The following is a 17,799-nucleotide window of genomic DNA, read 5'->3' as shown; positions in this document are numbered from 1 at the left end:
GTACTGTTACATCATGTGACGATATGAAGCGGGCATCTCCTCGGCCGGTCGTGTCATGTCGACTGCATTCGGGCGACGTTCCGGTGCCGCGCCGCCGGGGCGCGGCACGGGTGCGCGGGGTGTGTCCCGGGCTCCCGTCTCGAGGTCGGCCAGCAGCCGGCGCAGGGCTGCGGCGCCGAGCGGCGGGGGCTGCCCGTCCAGGTTCGCCAGGGCACGGCCGGCGCGGCGCCAGGCGCGGGCGGTGCGGCCCTGGTGGTGGTCGACGAAGGCCCGGGCGTAGCGGGCGACCGCGCACGCCCAGGCGTCGTCCCGGGTCTCGGGCCGGGTGAGGGCTTGATGGGCGCTGCGTCGTGCGGCGTGCGGCGCGAAGCCCGCCCGGGCGATGGCCAGGGCGGACAGGGCGACCGACGCCGACGGACCGCCGGGCGCTCCGGGCGGGATGATCCGGGCGGCGTCCTCGAAGTGCGCGGCGGCCGCCCGCAGGTCGTGCCGGTGCAGCGCGAGGACGCCCTGGGCGTGGGCGATCCGGCCGGCGGTGGCGTCGTCACCGGCCCGGACGGCCGCCGGCCAGGCCCGGGCGAGCAGGTCGCCGGCCTGTCGTGGATGGGTGCCGGCCCGCAGCCAGGCCGTCAGCCACAGCGCCCGGACCGCGAGGGGACCGCCGGGGTCGTAGAGCGGGAGCAGCCGCAGGAGGTGGTCGCCGCCCTCCTCGGCGTGGTCGTACACGCCCCACCAGAACCACAGGTCGAGCACCGTCTCCAGGGCCGTCTCGGTCTGTCCGGGCTCGGTGAGGGCGTGCCGCACGGCGGCGGTGACGTCGGCGTGCTCGTCCCGCACGAGCTGCACCGCCTGCTGCTGGCTGCCGGCGTGCCACAGATCGGCGGCGACGGCGGCGACGCGGCGGCAGTGGAGCGCCCGGCGTTCCGCGGCGACCGGGTACTCCCCCGCCTCACGCAGCCGCTCGGTGCCGAACTCGCGGGCGGCCCGCGTCATCCGGTAGCGGACGGGCACGACCCCGCCGGGGTCGGTGACCGGCGTGAGGATGCCGGCCACGGCCAGCCGGGCCAGACAGGAGGGGACCTGGTCGGGTGTGACGCCGCCGCCCGCGCACAGGAACACCGCCGTCGACTCGGCGAAGGACCCGGCGAAGACACCGGCCCGGCCCCACACCATCCGCAGGTCCCGGTCGCACAGTACGTAGTCCGCGCCGACGGCCGCGCGCAGCGAGCGGTGCCGCCGCAGGGGGGCCTCGGCGTCGGACAGCCAGCCCTGACGGCGCGCGGTCAGGGCGGCGAGCCGGCGCAGGGGGTGGTGGGCGACCTGGGCCGCCGCGAGTTCGATGGCCAGCGGATTGCCCTCCAGATGGCCGCAGATGTCACCGATCACCGGCAGGTCACCGTCCGCCGGGGCGAACTCCGGTGCCGCGCGCCGGGCACGGTCCAGGAAGAGCCGGACCGCCGGTGCCGGGGCGCCGTCGCGGGGCTCGGTGCGCAGCGGGGCGAGACGCAGGACGCGTTCGTCCCCGAGCCCGAGGGGGCGGCGCGAGGTGACGAGCACGCGCAGGGCGGGCGCGGCCATCAGCAGCCGCTGCACGAGCCCGGTGCACTCGGCGTGGGCCGGGTCGACGTCGTCGAGGAGCAGCAGGAGCGGGGAGGCGGGCAGGACGGTGGTCAGGTCGCGGGAAGCGGCCGGTCTTCCGGTCACGGCCTGGGACGCGGCCGATGCCGGCGCGCGTCGACACCCGCTCAGGGCCTGCCCCGTCGAGGCCGTCTGTGCCCCCGGGATGTGCCCTCGCAGGGCCAGGGCCTGTACGACCGCGGCGGTCAGCGTGCCGGGGGCGGCGGGTCCGCTGCCCTGGACGCGCACGGTGACGGCGGGCCCCCAGGGCTCGCCCGACGTCCGGGTCACCGCGGTGGCGGCCAGCCGGCTCTTGCCGAGGCCGACCGTGCCGGTGACGGTCACCAGGCGGTGACGGGTCAACAAGCCGGTGAGCCGGGTGATGTCCCTGCTGCGGCCGACCAGGGGCGCGGGCGGCAGCTCCGGCGCGCCGACACTTGTCCACACGTGCATGACTCCCCGTCGTCGTACGGCATCAGCGATCGACGCCGCCGCGGTCCGGGGCCGGCCGTCCCGGGTGCAGAACCGTCACTGCCGCGGCGCCACGGCTACCCAACGGGGCGTGGCCACCGACGGTGGCGCGGGTGCGCGACGGACCACACCGGACGGTGAGCAGGTGGACGCGTGTACGACGATGCCGCTGCCCGGTGGTCCCGGACAACGGCACGCGACGATGCTGCGCGGGCGTCAGTGGTCGCCGTCGCCCAGGCGGCGCAGGTCCTCCTCGTCCCAGGTCCGGGTGTCCCGGGGCTCGGTGTACGGTTCGGCGTCGGCCGGCAGCCCGCCCGCGATGGCCCGCTGCCGCACGGTCTCCGCGTCGAACTCCAGGCCCAGCAGCACCGCGAGGTTGCCGATCCACAGCCACACCAGGAAGACGACGACGCCGGCCATGGTGCCGTAGGTCTTGTTGTACGACGCGAAGTTGGCGACGTAGATCGCGAATCCGGCGGATGCGATCAGCCAGATCACCAGGGCCAGGAAGCTGCCCGGGGTGATCCACTTGAACCCCTTGACCTTGGCGTTGGGGGCCGCCCAGTACAGCAGGGCGATCATCACGGTGACCAGGAGGACCAGCACCGGCCACTTCGCGATCGACCACACCGTCAGGGCGGTGTCGCCGAGACCGAGGGCGTCCCCGGCCCGTCGGGCGATGCCTCCGGTGAAGACCACGATCAGCGCGCTCACCACGGCCAGCACCATCAGGACGGCCGTGACACCGAGCCGCACCGGAAGGATCTTCCACACGGGCCGGCCCTCCGGCATGTCGTAGACGGCGTTGGCCGCGCGCATGAACGCCGCCACATAGCCGGAAGCGGACCACAGCGCCACCACCACGCCGACGACCGCCATGAGGGAGCCGAGGCCGGCGCTCCCCTGCAACTGCTCGACGGCCCGGGTGAGGATGTCGCGCGCCGAGCCGGGGGCGAGCTTGCGGATGTTGTCCAGCACCTTGTCCGTGGTCGAACGGCCCGTGAGGCCGAGGACGGACACCAGCACCAGCAGCGCCGGGAAGAGGGCCAGCACGCCGTAGTACGTCAGGGCGGCCGCCCGGTCGGTCAGTTCGTCGTCCTTGAACTCCCGCAGGCTCCCTTTGAGGATCCGCCGCCATGCTCCCTTCGGCAGTTTCGTCGGGGTGTCCGGCGCCCGGCGCTCCACTTCGGGCCCGGGACCCATGTCCTCGGGCGCCGGTGCGGGCGCGTGCTCCGCCTCGCCGTCGCCGTATTCCTTCCGTCCCGGAAGATGCAGCTTCGCCATGGCCGCCGGGTAACCCCCGCGGGCGCTCCCATGCCCCCGCATTGATCCAGCCCACCATGACGACCCTGTGTTTTGTTGGTTTCAGTTCGGATCTTTTCGGTGCAGGGGGTCTTTTCAGGTCATCCCGCAACTGTTAAGAAATGGATCCACACGACTTACTGACACGTGTGACTCATTCAATTCCCTCATCCGCCGTTCCCTGGTCCGTCACGGCCTCGCGCCGGCCGTCACGGTCCCGGATCCGCCTTCCCACACGATCGAGGAGGGCATCGTGGCCCTTTCGTCCCCCACGGCCACCGCCGCCGGCCGGCCGCGGGCGTACCTCACCGGGCACCACCACTGAGCCCTGGACACCACAAGCCGCCCGCGCGAGCGGGCACACAGGAAAGAACACACCACGACCGTGCTGCTCAACACCCGTGAATGGGGTACCGGCGAGCGGACCGCGCTGCTGGTCCACGGCATCATGTCCGACGCCCGCACCTGGCACCGGGTCGGCCCGCTGCTCGCCGACCGCGGCTACCGCGTCGTCGCCGTCGATCTGCGCGGACACGGCGGCTCGCCGCGCGCCGACGCCTACTCCCCCGAGCTGTTCGCCGACGACCTGGTCGACACGCTGCCTGCGGGCGCCGACCTCGCCGTCGGGCACTCGCTCGGCGGTCTGTCGCTCCTGCTCGCCGTGGACCGGCTGCGGCCCGGCCGCGCGGTGTACGCCGACCCCGCGTGGTCCACCGCCGACCCGCAGGCAGCCGCCGACCCGACGGTGTTCGCCGGTTTCAAGTCCGCCACCCGCGAGCAGATCACCGCGCTCAACCCGCGCTGGGCCGACGAGGACGTGGACGTCGAACTGGCCACCCTCGCCGACTGGGATCCGCGCACCGCGCACTTCCTGGGCGGTGCGCAGTTGCGGGGATTCCTGCCGCGACGTGCGGAAGTCCCGTCGCTGGTGGCGCTCGCCGAGCCCAGCTTCCTGATCGGGCCGGGCGACACGGAACTGCTGCGCGGCCGTGGTTTCGAGGTGCGGGCCGTGCCGGGTGCCGGGCACACCCTCCACCGTGACGATCTGGAAGGGTTCCTCAAGGCGCTCGACGGCTGGATCTGATCCCAGCGTGCGGCCGAGCGGGCGGCCGGACGGTCAGGACGGCCGAGCCAGGGGCCGGTTCGCCCGGCCGCACAGCTGCGCGTGGACGCGGGCGCCGCGGTCGGGTGCCATGTCCAGCTGGAGCAGGACGGCGGGGACGGCGATGCTCGCCATCAGATGCCGTTCCATGTCGGCGGTCCGCTCGGCCAGGTCGGCGTGGCCGGTCAGGATCTTCGACAGGAGCTGCACGCCGGTGAACGCGGCGACGAACATCCGCGCCGCCGCGTCCACGTCGATGTGCGGCAGGAGTTCGCCGTGCGCCTTGGCCCGGGACAGCATGCCGGCGCTGCGTGCGACCCAGCCGCGCAGCGGCGCCCGCGAGTCGAAGTCCTCGCACAGGACGCCCGGTTCCACGGTGAGACGGATGCTGCCCCGCACCAGCGGGTCGCCGCGGCTGAGGAGGTGGGCGACCAGGAAGGTCGTGTCCAGGGCCTCCTGGAGCACCAGGTCCTGCGCGGGCACCTCGGGTACGGCGCCGAGCTGGTCGGCCAGCACGGCCTCGGCCAGCTCGCGCTTGGAGGGGAAGTGAAAGTACAGCGCGCCCTTGGTCACCCCGGCGCGCTGCAGTATCTGTGCGATGGTCGCGGACTCGTAGCCCTCCTCGGCGAAGACGGCGGCCGCGGCCAGGAGGATGGTTCGGCGCGTTCTGACCGCACGTTCCTGCAGCGCCACGGCCGACCCCTCCGCGCTCGCTCCGGACGACTGTCCCGAAGTAAACAAACCGGCGAGCCGCATCCTGTCACCCGGCCGACGAAGGGATCAAGTCACGCCGGCCGGACCGGACGCGCCGGACCGGTCGCCCGGGGCGGGCGGGCGACCGGTCGCACCACGTCAGCCGCCCAGGGCCGCCAGCACCACGCCCTTGGCCTCCTCCTGGACCCGGCCGAGGTGGTCGGCGCCGAGGAAGGACTCGGCGTAGATCTTGTACACGTCCTCGGTGCCGGAGGGGCGGGCCGCGAACCAGGCGTTGGCCGTGCTCACCTTGATGCCGCCGATGGCCGCGCCGTTGCCGGGCGCCTCGGTGAGGACACCGGTGACGGCCTCACCGGCCAGGGTGTCGGCGCCGACCTGCGCCGGGGACAACTTGCCCAGCAGCGCCTTCTCCTCGCGGTTGGCGGGGGCGTCGGTGCGTGCGTAGGCGGGCTCGCCGTAGCGGGCGGTGAGGTCGGTGTAGTGCTGCGAGGGGGTCCGCCCGGTGACCGCGGTGATCTCCGAGGCCAGCAGCGCGAGCAGGATGCCGTCCTTGTCCGTGGTCCACACCGAGCCGTCGCGGCGCAGGAAGGACGCGCCGGCCGACTCCTCGCCGCCGAAGCCGAGGGAGCCGTCGAGCAGTCCGTCGACGAACCACTTGAAGCCGACCGGTACTTCGACCAGACGGCGGCCGAGGCCCTCGGCGACCCGGTCGATCATCGCGGACGACACCAGGGTCTTGCCGACACCGGCGCCGGCCGGCCACTGCTCGCGGTGGCGGTAGAGGTAGTCGATGGCGACGGCGAGGTAGTGGTTGGGGTTCATCAGCCCGGCGTCCGGGGTGACGATGCCGTGCCGGTCGGCGTCCGCGTCGTTGCCGGTGGCGATCTGGAAGCGGTCGCGCTGGGCGATGAGCGAGGCCATGGCGTTGGGCGAGGAGCAGTCCATGCGGATCTTGCCGTCCCAGTCCAGCGTCATGAAGCGCCAGGTGGGGTCGGTGAGCGGGTTGACCACGGTCAGGTCGAGGCGGTGATCCTCGGCGATACGTCCCCAGTACGCCACGGACGCCCCGCCGAGCGGGTCGGCGCCGATGCGCACACCGGCCGAGCGGACCGCGTCGAGGTCGAGGACGCTCGGCAGGTCGGCGACGTAGGTGCCGAGGTAGTCGTAGCGCCCCGTGGTGGAGGCGGTCAGGGCGCGGGCGTAGGGGATGCGGCGGACGTCCTTCAGGCCGGCGCGGATGATGTCGTTGGCCCGGTCCTGGATCCAGGAGGTGGCATCGGAGCCGGCGGGGCCGCCGCTGGGCGGGTTGTACTTGAAGCCGCCGTCGGCGGGCGGGTTGTGCGAGGGGGTGACGACGACGCCGTCGGCGAGGCCGGAGGTGCGGCCGCGGTTGTGGGCGAGGATGGCGTGCGAGAGCGCCGGGGTGGGGGTGTAGCCGTCCGCGGTATCGATGAGGACGGTGACGTCGTTGGCGGCGAACACCTCCAGGGCGGTGGCCTTGGCGGGCTCGGACAGCGCGTGGCTGTCGGCGCCGAGGAAGAGGGGTCCGTCGATGCCCTGGGCCTGCCGGTACTCGCAGATGGCCTGGCTGGTGGCGGCGATGTGGTCCTCGTTGAAGGCCGTCGCCAGGGACGAGCCCCGGTGGCCGGACGTGCCGAACGCCACGCGCTGGCCCGGTTCGGCCGGGTCGGGGTGCAGCGTGTAGTACGCGGTGACCAGCCGGGCGACGTCGACGAGGTCCTCGGGTCCGGCCTGCTTGCCCGCTCGCTCGTGCTGCATGTGTGCCCGCTCCTCCGGTTGGGTTCGGTCCCTGGTAGATCGTTCCTGACCCAGCTCATCTTTCCAGGTCGTACGGGGATCCCGCGAGGGTGGGCGCCGGGCGGGGGGCCGCGTCAGCGGTCGGTGCGGTCGCGGGGCGCGCGCGGGGGCGGGGGCTCGCCGGCGGTGAGGTGTTCGAGGACCTCGACGAGTTCCTGGCAGGCGTTCTCCACCGAGCGCCGGGTGTTGAGCTGCTCGGTGATCACCGCTGACAGCAGGAGGGCGGTCAGGGCCATGGAGCCGTTGAACGCCTGGAGTTTGACCATCACCTCGATACGGGTGAGCTGCTCGAAGGGGCCGACGCGGTCGGTGGCGGCGACGGTGGCCAGGACGGAGGTGAGCAGCGCGACCAGCATGCTGCCGGCGAGGCGGAAGCGCAGGGCCACCCAGATCAGCAGCGGGTAGACGAGGAAGAGCATGCTGAGGGTGGAGTGCGTGGCCAGCGGGACCACCGCACAGGTGATGAGGGTGAGGAGCACGGCCTCCTTCCACCGGGTCAGCACCAGCGGCAGGCGCACGGTGTACAGCATGAGCAGCAGCGGGGTGACGATCAGGACACCCATGGCGTCGCCGACCCACCAGGCCAGCCAGACCGGCCAGAAGTCGGGAGCGGGGAGTTTGCCGCTGGCGACGAGCAGGCCGACGCCCGCGAAGGCACTGATCAGCATGGCGGTCAGGGCGCCGAGGAAGACGAGCGCGAGACCGTCGCGTAACCGGCTCAGGCTGAGCCGGAAGCCGGCGCGGCGCAGCAGCAGGCAGGCACAGACGGGGGCGAGCGTGTTGCCGGCGACGGTGCCGAGAACGTCGAGCTGGACGGGGGCGATCGACGCGATGAGCACCAGCGTGCCGACGGCGACGCCGGGCCAGACGTGCAGACCGAGGATCAGCAGCGCGGCCACGGCGACGCCGGAGGCGGGGTAGATGGGGGTGACGACCGCGCTCTCGACCACCAGCTGCCGCATCAGCCCCAGCCGGGCGGCCGCGTAATAGCAGGCGGCGACGGCCAGCGCCTGAAGCACGATCACGGCCGGTCGCCGCAGGTCCCGGGAAGCCACCACACCGCCATGAGACACCGCCACCCCCAAGACAGCGACCCGTGACGCGCCGCGATCCCGCCCTATGGCTGAGTGGGGGCGTCGGCGGGACTGGCGCGGGGCCGCTCCGCGGAGGCCTGGCCACTCCGCGAAGGCTGGCGCCGCAGTGATCCGCTCCGCGGGGAGGCTGGGCCGCTCGCCGGGGGCGGGACCGGTCCGCGGAGCTGGTGCCGCGCCGATCCGCTCCGCGGGAGGACTGGACCGCTCGCCCAGGGCGGGACCGGTCGGCGGAGCTGGTGCCTTGCCGATCCGCTCCGCGGGAGGGAGTGGGCCGCTGGCTGGAGGCGGGGCCGGTCCGCGGAGCTGGTGCCGGGGCGCTCCACTCCCCGCGGGGACTGGGCCGCTCACCGGGAGCGGGACCGCTCCCCGAAGGCTGACGCCGCGCCGCTCCACTCCCCGGGGAGGACCGGACCGCTCGGCCCGGGGGGCCTCTCCGCGAAGGTTGGCGCGGGGCCGCTCCGCGGGGGCCTGGTCACTCCTGCCGTGCGGCGCTGCTCCACTCCGCGGGGAGGGACTGGACCGCGCCTCGGGCGGGCCCCGCCCCGCGGAGGCCGGGCACCTGTGGACCGTTCCCGCCCAAGGTGGGCGGGGCCGGACCCCGGAGGGCCCCTCGCGTCGGCCCGGTCCGCGCCGGACGGCGATTCTCAGCGTTCCCGGGGCAGCAGGCCGTCGTGGCCGACGACCAGGACCGCCGCGTCGTCGGCGTGGCCGACGCGTTCCGCGCCTCTGATCACCGCCGCGGCCAGCGACGTGGCCTCCAGGCCGGCGACCGCGGCGACCCCGGCGAGGCGGACCACCTGGTCGAGGCCTTCGTCGACGCCGAGTGCCGGGCCCTCGACCACGCCGTCGGTGACCAGGACGAACACCCCGCCGGTGGTCAGATGGTGGCGGGCGACCGGGTAGGAGATGCCGTCCAGGACGCCCAGCGGCGGCCCGCCCTCCCCCTCGGCGATGCCGGAGCGGCCGTCGGCCGTGGCCCAGACGAACGGTATGTGGCCGGCCCTCGCGCTCTCCAGCAGCCCGGTGGCCGGGTCCAGCCGGATGAAGGTGCAGGTGGCGAAGAGATCCGTGCCGAGCGACAGCAACACGTCGTTCGTGCGGGTGAGCAGTTCGCCCGGGTGGCTGGTGACCGAGGCCAGCGCGCGCAGCGCGACCCGGACCTGGCCCATGAAGGCGGCGGCGTCGATGTTGTGGCCCTGGACATCGCCGATGGACAGCCCGATACGCCCGTCGGGCAGGGTGAACGCGTCGTACCAGTCACCGCCGACGCTCAGTCCCGAGTTGGCCGGCGTGTACTGCACGGCCAGATGGAAGCCGGGCGCGGTGGGCAGGTGAGCCGGGAGCATGCCGCGCTGCAGGGCGATGGCCAGTTCGACCTGTGAACGCTGCAGTTCCGCGCGCTCGCGCGCCTGGGCGGTCAGGGCACCGAGCCTGGCCAGCAGCTCATCGCCGTCGTCCGACGGACGCTTGAGGGACATGATCACTCCGGCCGGGACGAAAGCCCCGCTTCAGGGACAAATCATCTGTTTTCGCGCTTAGGTGATGATAACGGGGATGTCACCGTCAGGGACCGGTTGCTCCGGACGAGTGGTGCGTTTCGCGCCGCGGTCGTAGCGTCGGAGCAGACCTCGTCGCCCGGCATGAGACGGTCGTGCAGCCGTGCCGGGCGACCTGGCGCGATGCGGACGACAGCGGGAGCGGACCATGCGCACACACACGCTGAGGGCGGCCTTGATTCTCTGTGCCGCCGCCTCACTCGCGGCGGCGACGGCTCCGGTGTCCTCGGCCTCACCTGCCGTCCACACCGCGCGGCGCGCGCCCGCTCCGGTGCTCGTCGACTGCCTGTGGCATCCGCGGGTGCGCCCCGCCGACTTCATCCTGGCCTGTGGTGACGGCAACAGCCGCCTCGGCTCCCTGCACTGGAAGCGGTGGGGCACGGGCTCGGCGGTGGCCGAGGGCGTCAACGCGGTCAACGACTGCAAGCCGTACTGCGCGGCGGGCCGCTTCCACTCCTACGCGGTGAAGGTACGGCTCGACCAGCCGAAGCCGTGGAAGAAGCACCCGCAGACGCGGCACTACACCCGGATGACGCTGACCTACACCGACGGCCGGCCGAGCGGGTTCGAGCGGGTGGTCACCTACCCGCTGTGGGACTGAACCCCCGCCGCCCGACGTCAGACCCCGCCCGCCGCAGCCACCGCGGCAGCGTGTGCACCGTTCCGCCTCCCGCCCCGTCGGCGATCGATATGATGAGCCCAATCGCTCAAACGAACATTCGCGGCTCGGGGAGGCACACGTGCGGGAGCCGGTCGATCTCAGGCGTCAGCGCATCCTCGCCGCGGTGCAGGCCCGCGGCTCCGCCCGGGTGCGCGACCTCGCGGCGGAGCTCCAGGTGTCGGTGGTCACCGTACGCCGGGACGTGGAGGAGCTGACCCGCGAGGGCAGGCTGCGCCGCGGGCACGGTGTCGTGCGCTCGGCGCTGGCGGCGCAGGAGGTACCCACGGGGGGCGTCGCGGAGGGCGAGGCGGTCGCGGTGGTCGTACCCGAGCGGCATTCGTATCTCTCCGAGACCCTGCACGGCGCCCGGACGGTGCTCGAGGACGCCGGCCTGCGGATCGCGCTGCACATCGCACCGCAGGTGGCGGGCGCCGAGCGGCCCCTGGTGGAGCGGGCCCTCGCGGACGGCGCGCGCGGGCTGCTGCTGGCGCCGCGCTGGCGCAGCCGGGCCGTGGAGGAGGCCGACTACGCATGGCTGGCCGCACTGGAGGTGCCGGCCGTGCTGATGGAACGCCGCCCCCCGCCCGGCAGTGCGCTGCAGGCGATGGACTCCGTCTGCTCCGACCACGTCCATGGCGCCCGCCTCGCCGTCGAGCACCTGGTGGGACTGGGCCACCGGCGCCTGGTGTTCGCCACCCGCGACGACAGCCCGACCGCGCGCTCGCTGCGGGCAGCCTTCCGGGAGATCGCCGAGGCGCACCCGCTGATCGAGGAGTGGGCATGGCTGCTCAGCGCCCCGGATGCGGGGCAGGACGGGCCGTACACCGGGCAGGAGACCGCGGAACTGGCGGCGATCCTGCGCAGGGTGGGGGCGACGGGCGCCGTGCTGCACGGCGACGTGGACGCGCTGATGCTGGTCCAGCGGCTCGCGGACGACGGGGTGCGGGTGCCGGAGGACTGCTCAGTCGTGGCGTACGACGACGTGGTCGCTTCCCTCGGCAGCACGCCGCTGACGGCGGTGGCCCCGCCGAAGGCGGAGGTCGGCCGGGTGGCCGCGGAACTGCTGCTGCGCCGCCTGGGCCGCACCGGCGGGTCGGCGGCCGGGGCGGTGCAGCGCGTCGAGCTGCTGCCGTCGCTGATGGTGCGCGGCTCGACCCGGGCTCCGGCCGACCGGCAGCCATAATGAGCGTTTGAGCGTTTAATTTTCTTCTGATCGATCTATTGACCGTTTACGGTCGGCCGCCCGAGGATGCCGGTGTCCCCGAACAGCCGTGTCCCGGACACGCAGGAGCCGCGGGAGGCACCATGCCCGGTCGACCGAGCCGTCGACCCACCCGTCGATCCGTGCTCGCCGCGCTGACCGCCGCGCCGCTCGCCGCAGGCGTGAGCGCGTGCAGCGGCGCAGGCGACGCACGGTCGCGCAGCAGCACCGTCACGCGCATCACCTTCTGGTCCGCGCTGCGCGGCAGCAAGGAGGTCGTCGACGCGTTCAACCGCACACACCGCACGGTCCAGGTCGACTTCCAGCAGATCCCCTCCGGCGGGCAGGGCGGCTACGCCAAGCTCAGCAACGCCGCCCGGGCGGGCAACGCGCCCGACGTCGCCACCATCGAGTATCCGCAGGTGCCGGGCTTCGCCATCGACGGCGTCGCCCGGGACATCACCGGTCTGGTCAGCGACACGCTGCGGACCAGGCTGCTGCCCCAGGCACTGGGGCTGACGACGTTCGAGGGCCGTGTGTTCAGCGTCCCGCTGGACGTCGAGCCGATGGTCATGCACTACCGCGCCGACCTGTTCGAGCGGTACGGGCTTCGGCTCCCGCACACCTGGGAGGAGTTCGACGAGCTGGCCGTGGCGGTCCGGCGCAAGGCTCCCGGCCGCCGCCTGGTGCTGTTCCCGACCGACGGCGCCACCCAGTTCGCCGCGTACGCCTGGCAGGCGGGCGCGCACTGGTTCGACACCCGGGGCGGCGCCTGGAACGTCTCCCTCACCGACGCGCCCTCCCGGCGGGTCGCGGACTACTGGCAGGGCCTCGTCGACCGCGGCGACGTGTTCATGAACGCGGTGGAGAGCCGCCAGGCGGACGCCCAGATCGCCAACGGCCTGGTGCTCACCCGGCTGAGCGGCGCCTGGGACGCGGGCGCGCAGATGAAGGCGCGGCCCGGCCAGAAGGGCCTGTGGCGGATCGCCCCGCTGCCGCAGTGGGACGGCGGCCGGCCCTACGTGGGCACGCACGGCGGCTCCACCTTCGCCGTCACGAAGGACAGCCGGCACCCCGAGGCCGCGATGGAGTTCATCGAGTGGCAGGTCTCCCACCCCGACGCGCTGCGCGCCCGCTTGTCCAGCGGCACATCCAGCCAGTACCCGGCCGCGACCGCGCTGGTCGCCGTCGGCCGGGAGGCCTTCGACCGCTCCTACTACGGCGGCCAGGACATCTACCGCCTCTTCGAACAGGAGGCCGCCAAGATCCGCGACGGCTGGGTGTGGGGCCCGCGGATGACCGCCACGCAGAAGGTCATGCAGGACTCCTTCGCCCGAGTCGGCGCCGGCCAGGGCAGCTTGTTCGACTCCCTGCGCACGGCCCAGGACGGCACCATGCCCGACCTCAAGGCCCTCGGCCTGTCCACCACCGAGCACACCACCTGAGCCGCCCGAAAGGCAGGTGAGAACCCCATGGCCATGACCGCGACCCCGCAGCGCACGACGACCGCCGCCACAGCGGCGCCCGCCGCGCGCGCCCGCCGGGCAGCCCAACGCCGGCAACTGACCGCGTGCGGCGTGCTGATGACGCCGTTCTTCGCACTGCTGGTCACCGTCTTCCTGATCCCGGTGGGGACGGCCCTCTACCTCAGCTTCTTCAGCGACGACCAGCCCGGCCTCGGCTTCGGCCCCGAACGGCAGGTCTTCGTGGGCCTGCGCAGCTACACGGCCGTCCTGACCGACCCGACGTTCCTCGCAGGGCTGGGCACGGTCGCGCTGTACTGCCTGATCTACATCCCGCTCATGGTCGCCGGCGCGCTCGCCCTGGCCCTGCTGCTGGACTCGGGTGTCGTACGGCTGCGGGCGTGGGCGCAGCTCGGGCTGTTCCTGCCGCACGCGGTGCCCGGCATCATCGCCGCGCTGATCTGGCTGTACCTGTACACGCCGGGCATCAGCCCGGTCATCGACCTGTTCGCGAAGGCGGACCTGCACATCGACTTCCTGGGCCTGCACACCGTGCTGCCGTCCATCGTGAACATCGCCCTGTGGTCCAACCTCGGTTACAACATGGTGGTCTTCTACGCCGCACTGCAAGCGGTGCCCCGCGAGGTGATCGAGGCGGCGGTGGTCGACGGCGCCGGACCCGTGCGCACCGCGCTGCAGGTGAAGACGCCGCTGATCCGCGCCTCACTCGTGATGGTGGCGATGTTCACCCTGATCTGGGCACTGCAGCTGTTCACCGAGCCGATGCTGCTCAGCCAGTCCTCGCCCATGATCAACTCCCGGTTCTCGCCCAGCATGTACATCTACGACGCCGCCTTCACCCGCAACAACTTCGGTCTGGCGGCGGCCGCGTCGGTGGTGCTGCTGGCCTGCACGATCGCCCTGTCCTACGGCGTGACCCGGTTCACCGGCCGCGCCGACGCGAAGGAGGCCCGATGAGTGCCCCCGGCAGCACCCTGCTGCGCCCGAGGCTGATGGGCCGGGCCGGCGTCAACGCCGTGGTCGGTCTGTCCGTGCTGTACACCGTGCTGCCCGGGCTGTGGCTGGTACTGGCCGCCGCCAAGAGCCGGGACGCGCTGTTCGGCAGCGACCTGCTGTCGCCGAGCGGTTTCTCCTTCGGCGCCAACCTGCGCGACCTGTTCACGATGGACGACGGCCAGTACGGCCGCTGGTACCTCAACAGCCTGCTGTACGCGGTGCTCGGCGCCGCGATCGGCGCGCTGGTGAGCGTGGCCTGCGGGTACGCCTTCGACAAGTACCGCTTCCGGCACAAGGAGAAGCTGTTCGGGGTGGTACTGGCCGCCGTGATGGTGCCGCAGACGGTGCTCGCCCTGCCGCTGTATCTGATGGCCTCGAAGGCCGGGCTGGTCAACACCTTCTGGGCGGTGTTCGTGCCGGTGCTGTTCAACCCGTTCGGCGTCTACCTCGGCCGGATCTTCGCGCAGGGCTATGTGCCCGACGAGGTGCTGGAGGCGGCCCGCATCGACGGGGCGGGCGAGCTGACGACGTACGCGCGCGTGGCGTTCAGGATGCTCGGGCCGGGGCTGGTCACCGTGTTCCTGTTCCAGCTCACGGCGATCTGGAACAACTTCTTCCTGCCCATGGTCATGCTGTCCGACCAGGACCTGTACCCGGTCAGTCTCGGCCTGTACACGTGGAACAGCTCCGCGTCGGTGTCGCCGGAGTACTACCCGGTGGTGATCATGGGTTCGCTGCTCGCCGTCCTGCCCCTCATCCTCGCCTTCGTCCTCCTCCAGCGTTTCTGGCGCAGCGGCCTGACCGCCGGCGCCGTCAAGTAAGCCGCGCACGACAGGAGATCCATGACCGTGTCATCGCCGGGCCCCGGCTTTCGCCCGCGCACCGTCCTCGCCATGTCCCGGGCCGCCGCCGCGGCCGTCCTGGACCCCGACGCCCTGGCCGCGCTCGGCGCGGTCTGCGACCTCGCGCCCCCGCCGGTGCTGGACGACCTGACCACCGCCCGGGCCCGGGCCCTGCTGGCCGACGCCGAGGTGCTGGTCACCGGCTGGGGCTGCCCGCCGCTGGACGAGGCGGTCCTCGCGGCGGCGCCCCGGCTGCGGGCGGTCGTGCACACCGCGGGCAGCGTGCGCGGCCATGTCACCGACGCCTGCTGGGAGCGTGGCATCGAGGTGTCCTCGGCGGCCGCGGCGAACGCGCTGCCGGTGGCCGAGTACACGCTGTCGATGATCCTGCTCACCGGCAAGCGCGCCCTGGAGCGGGCCCGCGAGTACCGCGCGGTGCGCCGCCGTATCGACGCGCTGGTTACGCCCCGCTCGGTCGGCAACCACCACCGCACCGTCGGCATCCTCTCGGCGTCGCTCATCGGCCGCCGCGTCGTCGAACTGCTGCGCCCGCACGACGTGGAGGTGCTGCTGCACGACCCGTACGTCACCGACGCCGACGCGGCCGAGCTCGGTGTGCGCCGCGTGGAGCTGGCCGAGCTGTTCCGGCGTGCGGACACCGTCAGCGTGCACACGCCGCTGCTGCCCACCACGCGGGGCCTGGTCAGCCGTACGCTGATCGACTCGATGCGGCCCGACGCGGTGCTGATCAACACCGCCCGGGGGGCGGTGATCGACCAGGACGCGCTCACGGACGCCGCGCTCGCCGGCCGTATCCGCGCCGTCCTCGACGTCACCGATCCCGAAGTGCTGCCGCCGGAGCACCCGTTGTGGGACTGCGAGAACGTGCTGATCACCCCGCACCTCGCCGGTTCCCAGGGCAACGAGTGGCGCCGCCTGGCCGATCTGGCCGTCGCCGAGACGGCCCGCTGGGCCTCGGGCGCCGGCTTCCTCCATCCCGTACGACGCGAAAGGCTGGCCTTCCTCGCATGAGCATCCCCTTCGAACTGCCGCCTGCGGACCGGGCGTCCAGCCCGCACACCGGGTACACGCGCGCCCACTGGGAGGCGGTGGCGGACGGGCTCCTCACCGCGGCCTGGCGGTGGCGCACGCCGGGCGGCGCACTGCTGGACCTGCCCGGCCGCCCCTCCCGGTCGGGGGTGCGCTCCGATGGTCTGGAGGGGTACGCCCGCACCTTCCTCGCCGCCGCCTTCCGGGTCGCCGGGGCGGGCGGTGAGGATCCGCACGGCTGGCTGGAGCGGTACGCCGAGGGGCTCGGCGCGGGCACCCGCACCGCCGGGCGGGACGACACCGAGTCGTGGCCGCTGATCCTCGACCACGAGGTGCAGGGCCAGCCGATGGTGGAGTCCGCCTCCGTCGCCCTCGGTCTGAGGCTGACGGCGCCCTGGCTGTGGAAACAGCTGGACGGCGGGGTGCAGGACCGGGCGGAGGAGTGGCTGCGCGGGGCGCTGCGGCACACGCCCGCGCCGAACAACTGGTACCTCTTCCCGTACACCGTCGCCGGGTTCCTGGAGTCGGTGGGCCGCGGCGACGCGGAGACCGCCGCGGCGCGGGAACGGGCGCTGGAGCTGATGGAGGGCTGGTACCGGGGCGACGGCTGGTACGCCGACGGCGACGGGCGGGCCTTCGACCACTACAACGGCTGGGCGCTGCACCTGTATCCGGTCCTGGACGCCCACCTGTCCGGCGACCGCGAGATGCTGGAGCTCCACGGCGCCCGGCTGCGCGAGCATCTGGAGGGCTACGCCCTGATGTTCGGCGCCGACGGGGCGCCCCTGCACTTCGGCCGCTCGCTGACGTACCGCTTCGCGGCCTCCGCCGCCGTGTCGCTGGGCGCGCTGACCGGGCACAGCCCGCTCACACCCGGGGCGTCGCGGCGGCTGGCGAGCGGCAGCCTGCGCTACTTCCTGGAGCGCGGGGCGCTGAGCGAGGACGGGCTGCTCACGCTGGGCTGGCACGGGCCGCACGAGGCGAGTCTGCAGTCGTACTCCGGTCCCGCGTCCCCCTACTGGGCCTCCAAGGCGTTCGTCGCGCTGCTCGCGCCGGCGGACCACGCGCTGTGGACCGCGGTGGAAGAGCCGGCGCCGGTGGAGGAGGCCGACCGGGTGCTGGCGCTGCCCGCGCCGGGGCTGCTGGTGCAGGCGACGCGCGCCGACGGGATCGTACGGCTGCACAACCACGGCAGCGACCATGTGCGCCCGCACGAGGGCGAGACGGCGGCCGAGGACGATCCGCACTACGGGCGGCAGGCGTACTCGACGCGGACCGGGCCGACCGCTCCGGACAACGTCGCGGACAACCATCTGTCGGTGCACGTCGGCGACCGGAGCAGCGTGCGGCGCCGGCTGCATCCGCTCGGCGCCGGGCACGGCGACGGCTGGGGCTGGGCGGCGTCCTGGCACCGGCCGGTGTTCGCGGGCGGCCCGCCGATGGTCCCCGGGCTGCGGGTGGAGAGCGTGACCGTGGCCAGGGGGCCGTACGAGCTGCGGGTGCACCGGGTGGTCGGCGCGCCGGCCGGGGCGCGCGTCACCCAGACGGGGTGGGCCACCGGCCCGGAGGAGGACCTGATCTCCGCGCTGCACCCGCTGTTCGGGTTCGACGGCGCTGCCGGGACCGTCCGCGCACCGCAGGGCACGGCGTACACGCGCTGGGTCGAGGTCCCGCGGCTCACCGGGGCGGCCGGCGGGACGTCCCTGCACGTGTGCCTTGCCGCGCTCGGTGCGGGGGACGGCGTCGGTCTGGCGGGCGCGGTGCGGGACGTGACCGTGACGAGCCGTGCGGTCGAGGTGGTCTGGGCGGATGACGCGGCGCGCACCCGGGTCGCGTTCGAGCCGGTCGGGGTGGTGCACGAGGTGCCGTAGCCGCGACGGTTCCAGGCTGC

14 protein-coding genes are annotated in these 17,799 nt (G+C 73.4%); 8 read left to right on the top strand and 6 right to left on the bottom strand.

What is annotated here, in order from left to right:
- Positions 1-6 precede the first annotated feature (6 nt).
- Together AB0J12_RS12245 and AB0J12_RS12240 are read right to left on the bottom strand one after the other, a co-directional pair.
- A complete protein-coding gene (locus AB0J12_RS12245; RefSeq protein WP_363264208.1) occupies positions 7-2,064 on the bottom strand; it encodes a hypothetical protein in 2,058 nt (685 codons plus the stop codon).
- 240 nt (positions 2,065-2,304) lie between these two features.
- Complete coding sequence (locus AB0J12_RS12240; RefSeq protein WP_363264207.1) at positions 2,305-3,372, bottom strand: YihY/virulence factor BrkB family protein; 1,068 nt, start codon at positions 3,370-3,372, stop codon at positions 2,305-2,307.
- 403 nt (positions 3,373-3,775) lie between these two features.
- Between AB0J12_RS12240 and AB0J12_RS12235 the strand changes: the two genes are divergently transcribed.
- Positions 3,776-4,474 (top strand): alpha/beta hydrolase, encoded by a 699-nt coding sequence (locus tag AB0J12_RS12235; RefSeq protein WP_363264206.1) that lies wholly within the window; start codon positions 3,776-3,778, stop codon positions 4,472-4,474.
- 33 nt (positions 4,475-4,507) lie between these two features.
- Here AB0J12_RS12235 and AB0J12_RS12230 read toward each other — a convergent pair whose 3' ends face one another.
- The 4 genes from AB0J12_RS12230 to AB0J12_RS12215 all read right to left on the bottom strand — a co-directional run bounded on the left by AB0J12_RS12230 (position 4,508) and on the right by AB0J12_RS12215 (position 9,596).
- The gene (locus AB0J12_RS12230; protein ID WP_363264205.1) at positions 4,508-5,185 is read right to left on the bottom strand and encodes a ScbR family autoregulator-binding transcription factor; all 678 of its coding nucleotides are present in this window, start codon (positions 5,183-5,185) and stop codon (positions 4,508-4,510) included.
- 159 nt (positions 5,186-5,344) lie between these two features.
- Positions 5,345-6,985, bottom strand: coding sequence for a phosphoglucomutase (alpha-D-glucose-1,6-bisphosphate-dependent) (gene pgm, locus AB0J12_RS12225; RefSeq protein ID WP_363264204.1), 1,641 nt, complete (start codon positions 6,983-6,985; stop codon positions 5,345-5,347).
- Positions 6,986-7,098: 113 nt separating this feature from the next.
- The gene (locus AB0J12_RS12220; RefSeq protein ID WP_363264203.1) at positions 7,099-8,082 is read right to left on the bottom strand and encodes an MASE1 domain-containing protein; all 984 of its coding nucleotides are present in this window, start codon (positions 8,080-8,082) and stop codon (positions 7,099-7,101) included.
- Between the two features lie 680 nt (positions 8,083-8,762).
- Entirely contained in the window at positions 8,763-9,596 is an 834-nt protein-coding gene (locus AB0J12_RS12215) for a PP2C family protein-serine/threonine phosphatase (protein WP_363264202.1), read from the bottom strand.
- 226 nt (positions 9,597-9,822) lie between these two features.
- On the opposite strand from AB0J12_RS12215, the gene AB0J12_RS12210 reads away from it, so the two are divergent.
- From AB0J12_RS12210 to AB0J12_RS12180, 7 genes are all read left to right on the top strand, one after another.
- Entirely contained in the window at positions 9,823-10,275 is a 453-nt protein-coding gene (locus AB0J12_RS12210) for a hypothetical protein (RefSeq protein WP_363264201.1), read from the top strand.
- Between the two features lie 139 nt (positions 10,276-10,414).
- The gene (locus tag AB0J12_RS12205; RefSeq protein WP_363264200.1) at positions 10,415-11,518 is read left to right on the top strand and encodes a substrate-binding domain-containing protein; all 1,104 of its coding nucleotides are present in this window, start codon (positions 10,415-10,417) and stop codon (positions 11,516-11,518) included.
- Positions 11,519-11,640: 122 nt separating this feature from the next.
- Positions 11,641-12,981, top strand: coding sequence for a sugar ABC transporter substrate-binding protein (locus AB0J12_RS12200; RefSeq protein WP_363264199.1), 1,341 nt, complete (start codon positions 11,641-11,643; stop codon positions 12,979-12,981).
- A gap of 33 nt (positions 12,982-13,014) precedes the next feature.
- A complete protein-coding gene (locus AB0J12_RS12195) occupies positions 13,015-13,977 on the top strand; it encodes a sugar ABC transporter permease (RefSeq protein WP_363264564.1) in 963 nt (320 codons plus the stop codon).
- Positions 13,974-14,837 carry a carbohydrate ABC transporter permease gene (locus AB0J12_RS12190; RefSeq protein WP_363264198.1) on the top strand — a complete coding sequence of 288 codons (864 nt, stop codon included), beginning with the start codon at positions 13,974-13,976 and terminating at the stop codon, positions 14,835-14,837. Before AB0J12_RS12195 ends, AB0J12_RS12190 begins: the two co-directional genes overlap by 4 nt.
- A gap of 21 nt (positions 14,838-14,858) precedes the next feature.
- Positions 14,859-15,890 carry a hydroxyacid dehydrogenase gene (locus tag AB0J12_RS12185; RefSeq protein WP_363264197.1) on the top strand — a complete coding sequence of 344 codons (1,032 nt, stop codon included), beginning with the start codon at positions 14,859-14,861 and terminating at the stop codon, positions 15,888-15,890.
- Complete coding sequence (locus AB0J12_RS12180; RefSeq protein ID WP_363264196.1) at positions 15,887-17,779, top strand: DUF2264 domain-containing protein; 1,893 nt, start codon at positions 15,887-15,889, stop codon at positions 17,777-17,779. The genes AB0J12_RS12185 and AB0J12_RS12180 overlap by 4 nt, the downstream gene beginning before the upstream one ends.
- The last annotated feature ends 20 nt before the right edge of the window (positions 17,780-17,799 follow it).

The sequence above is a fragment of the Streptomyces sp. NPDC049915 genome, assembly GCF_040656475.1.
Lineage (GTDB): Bacteria > Actinomycetota > Actinomycetes > Streptomycetales > Streptomycetaceae > Streptomyces.
This window is presented reverse-complemented; position numbering and strand designations above follow the sequence as displayed.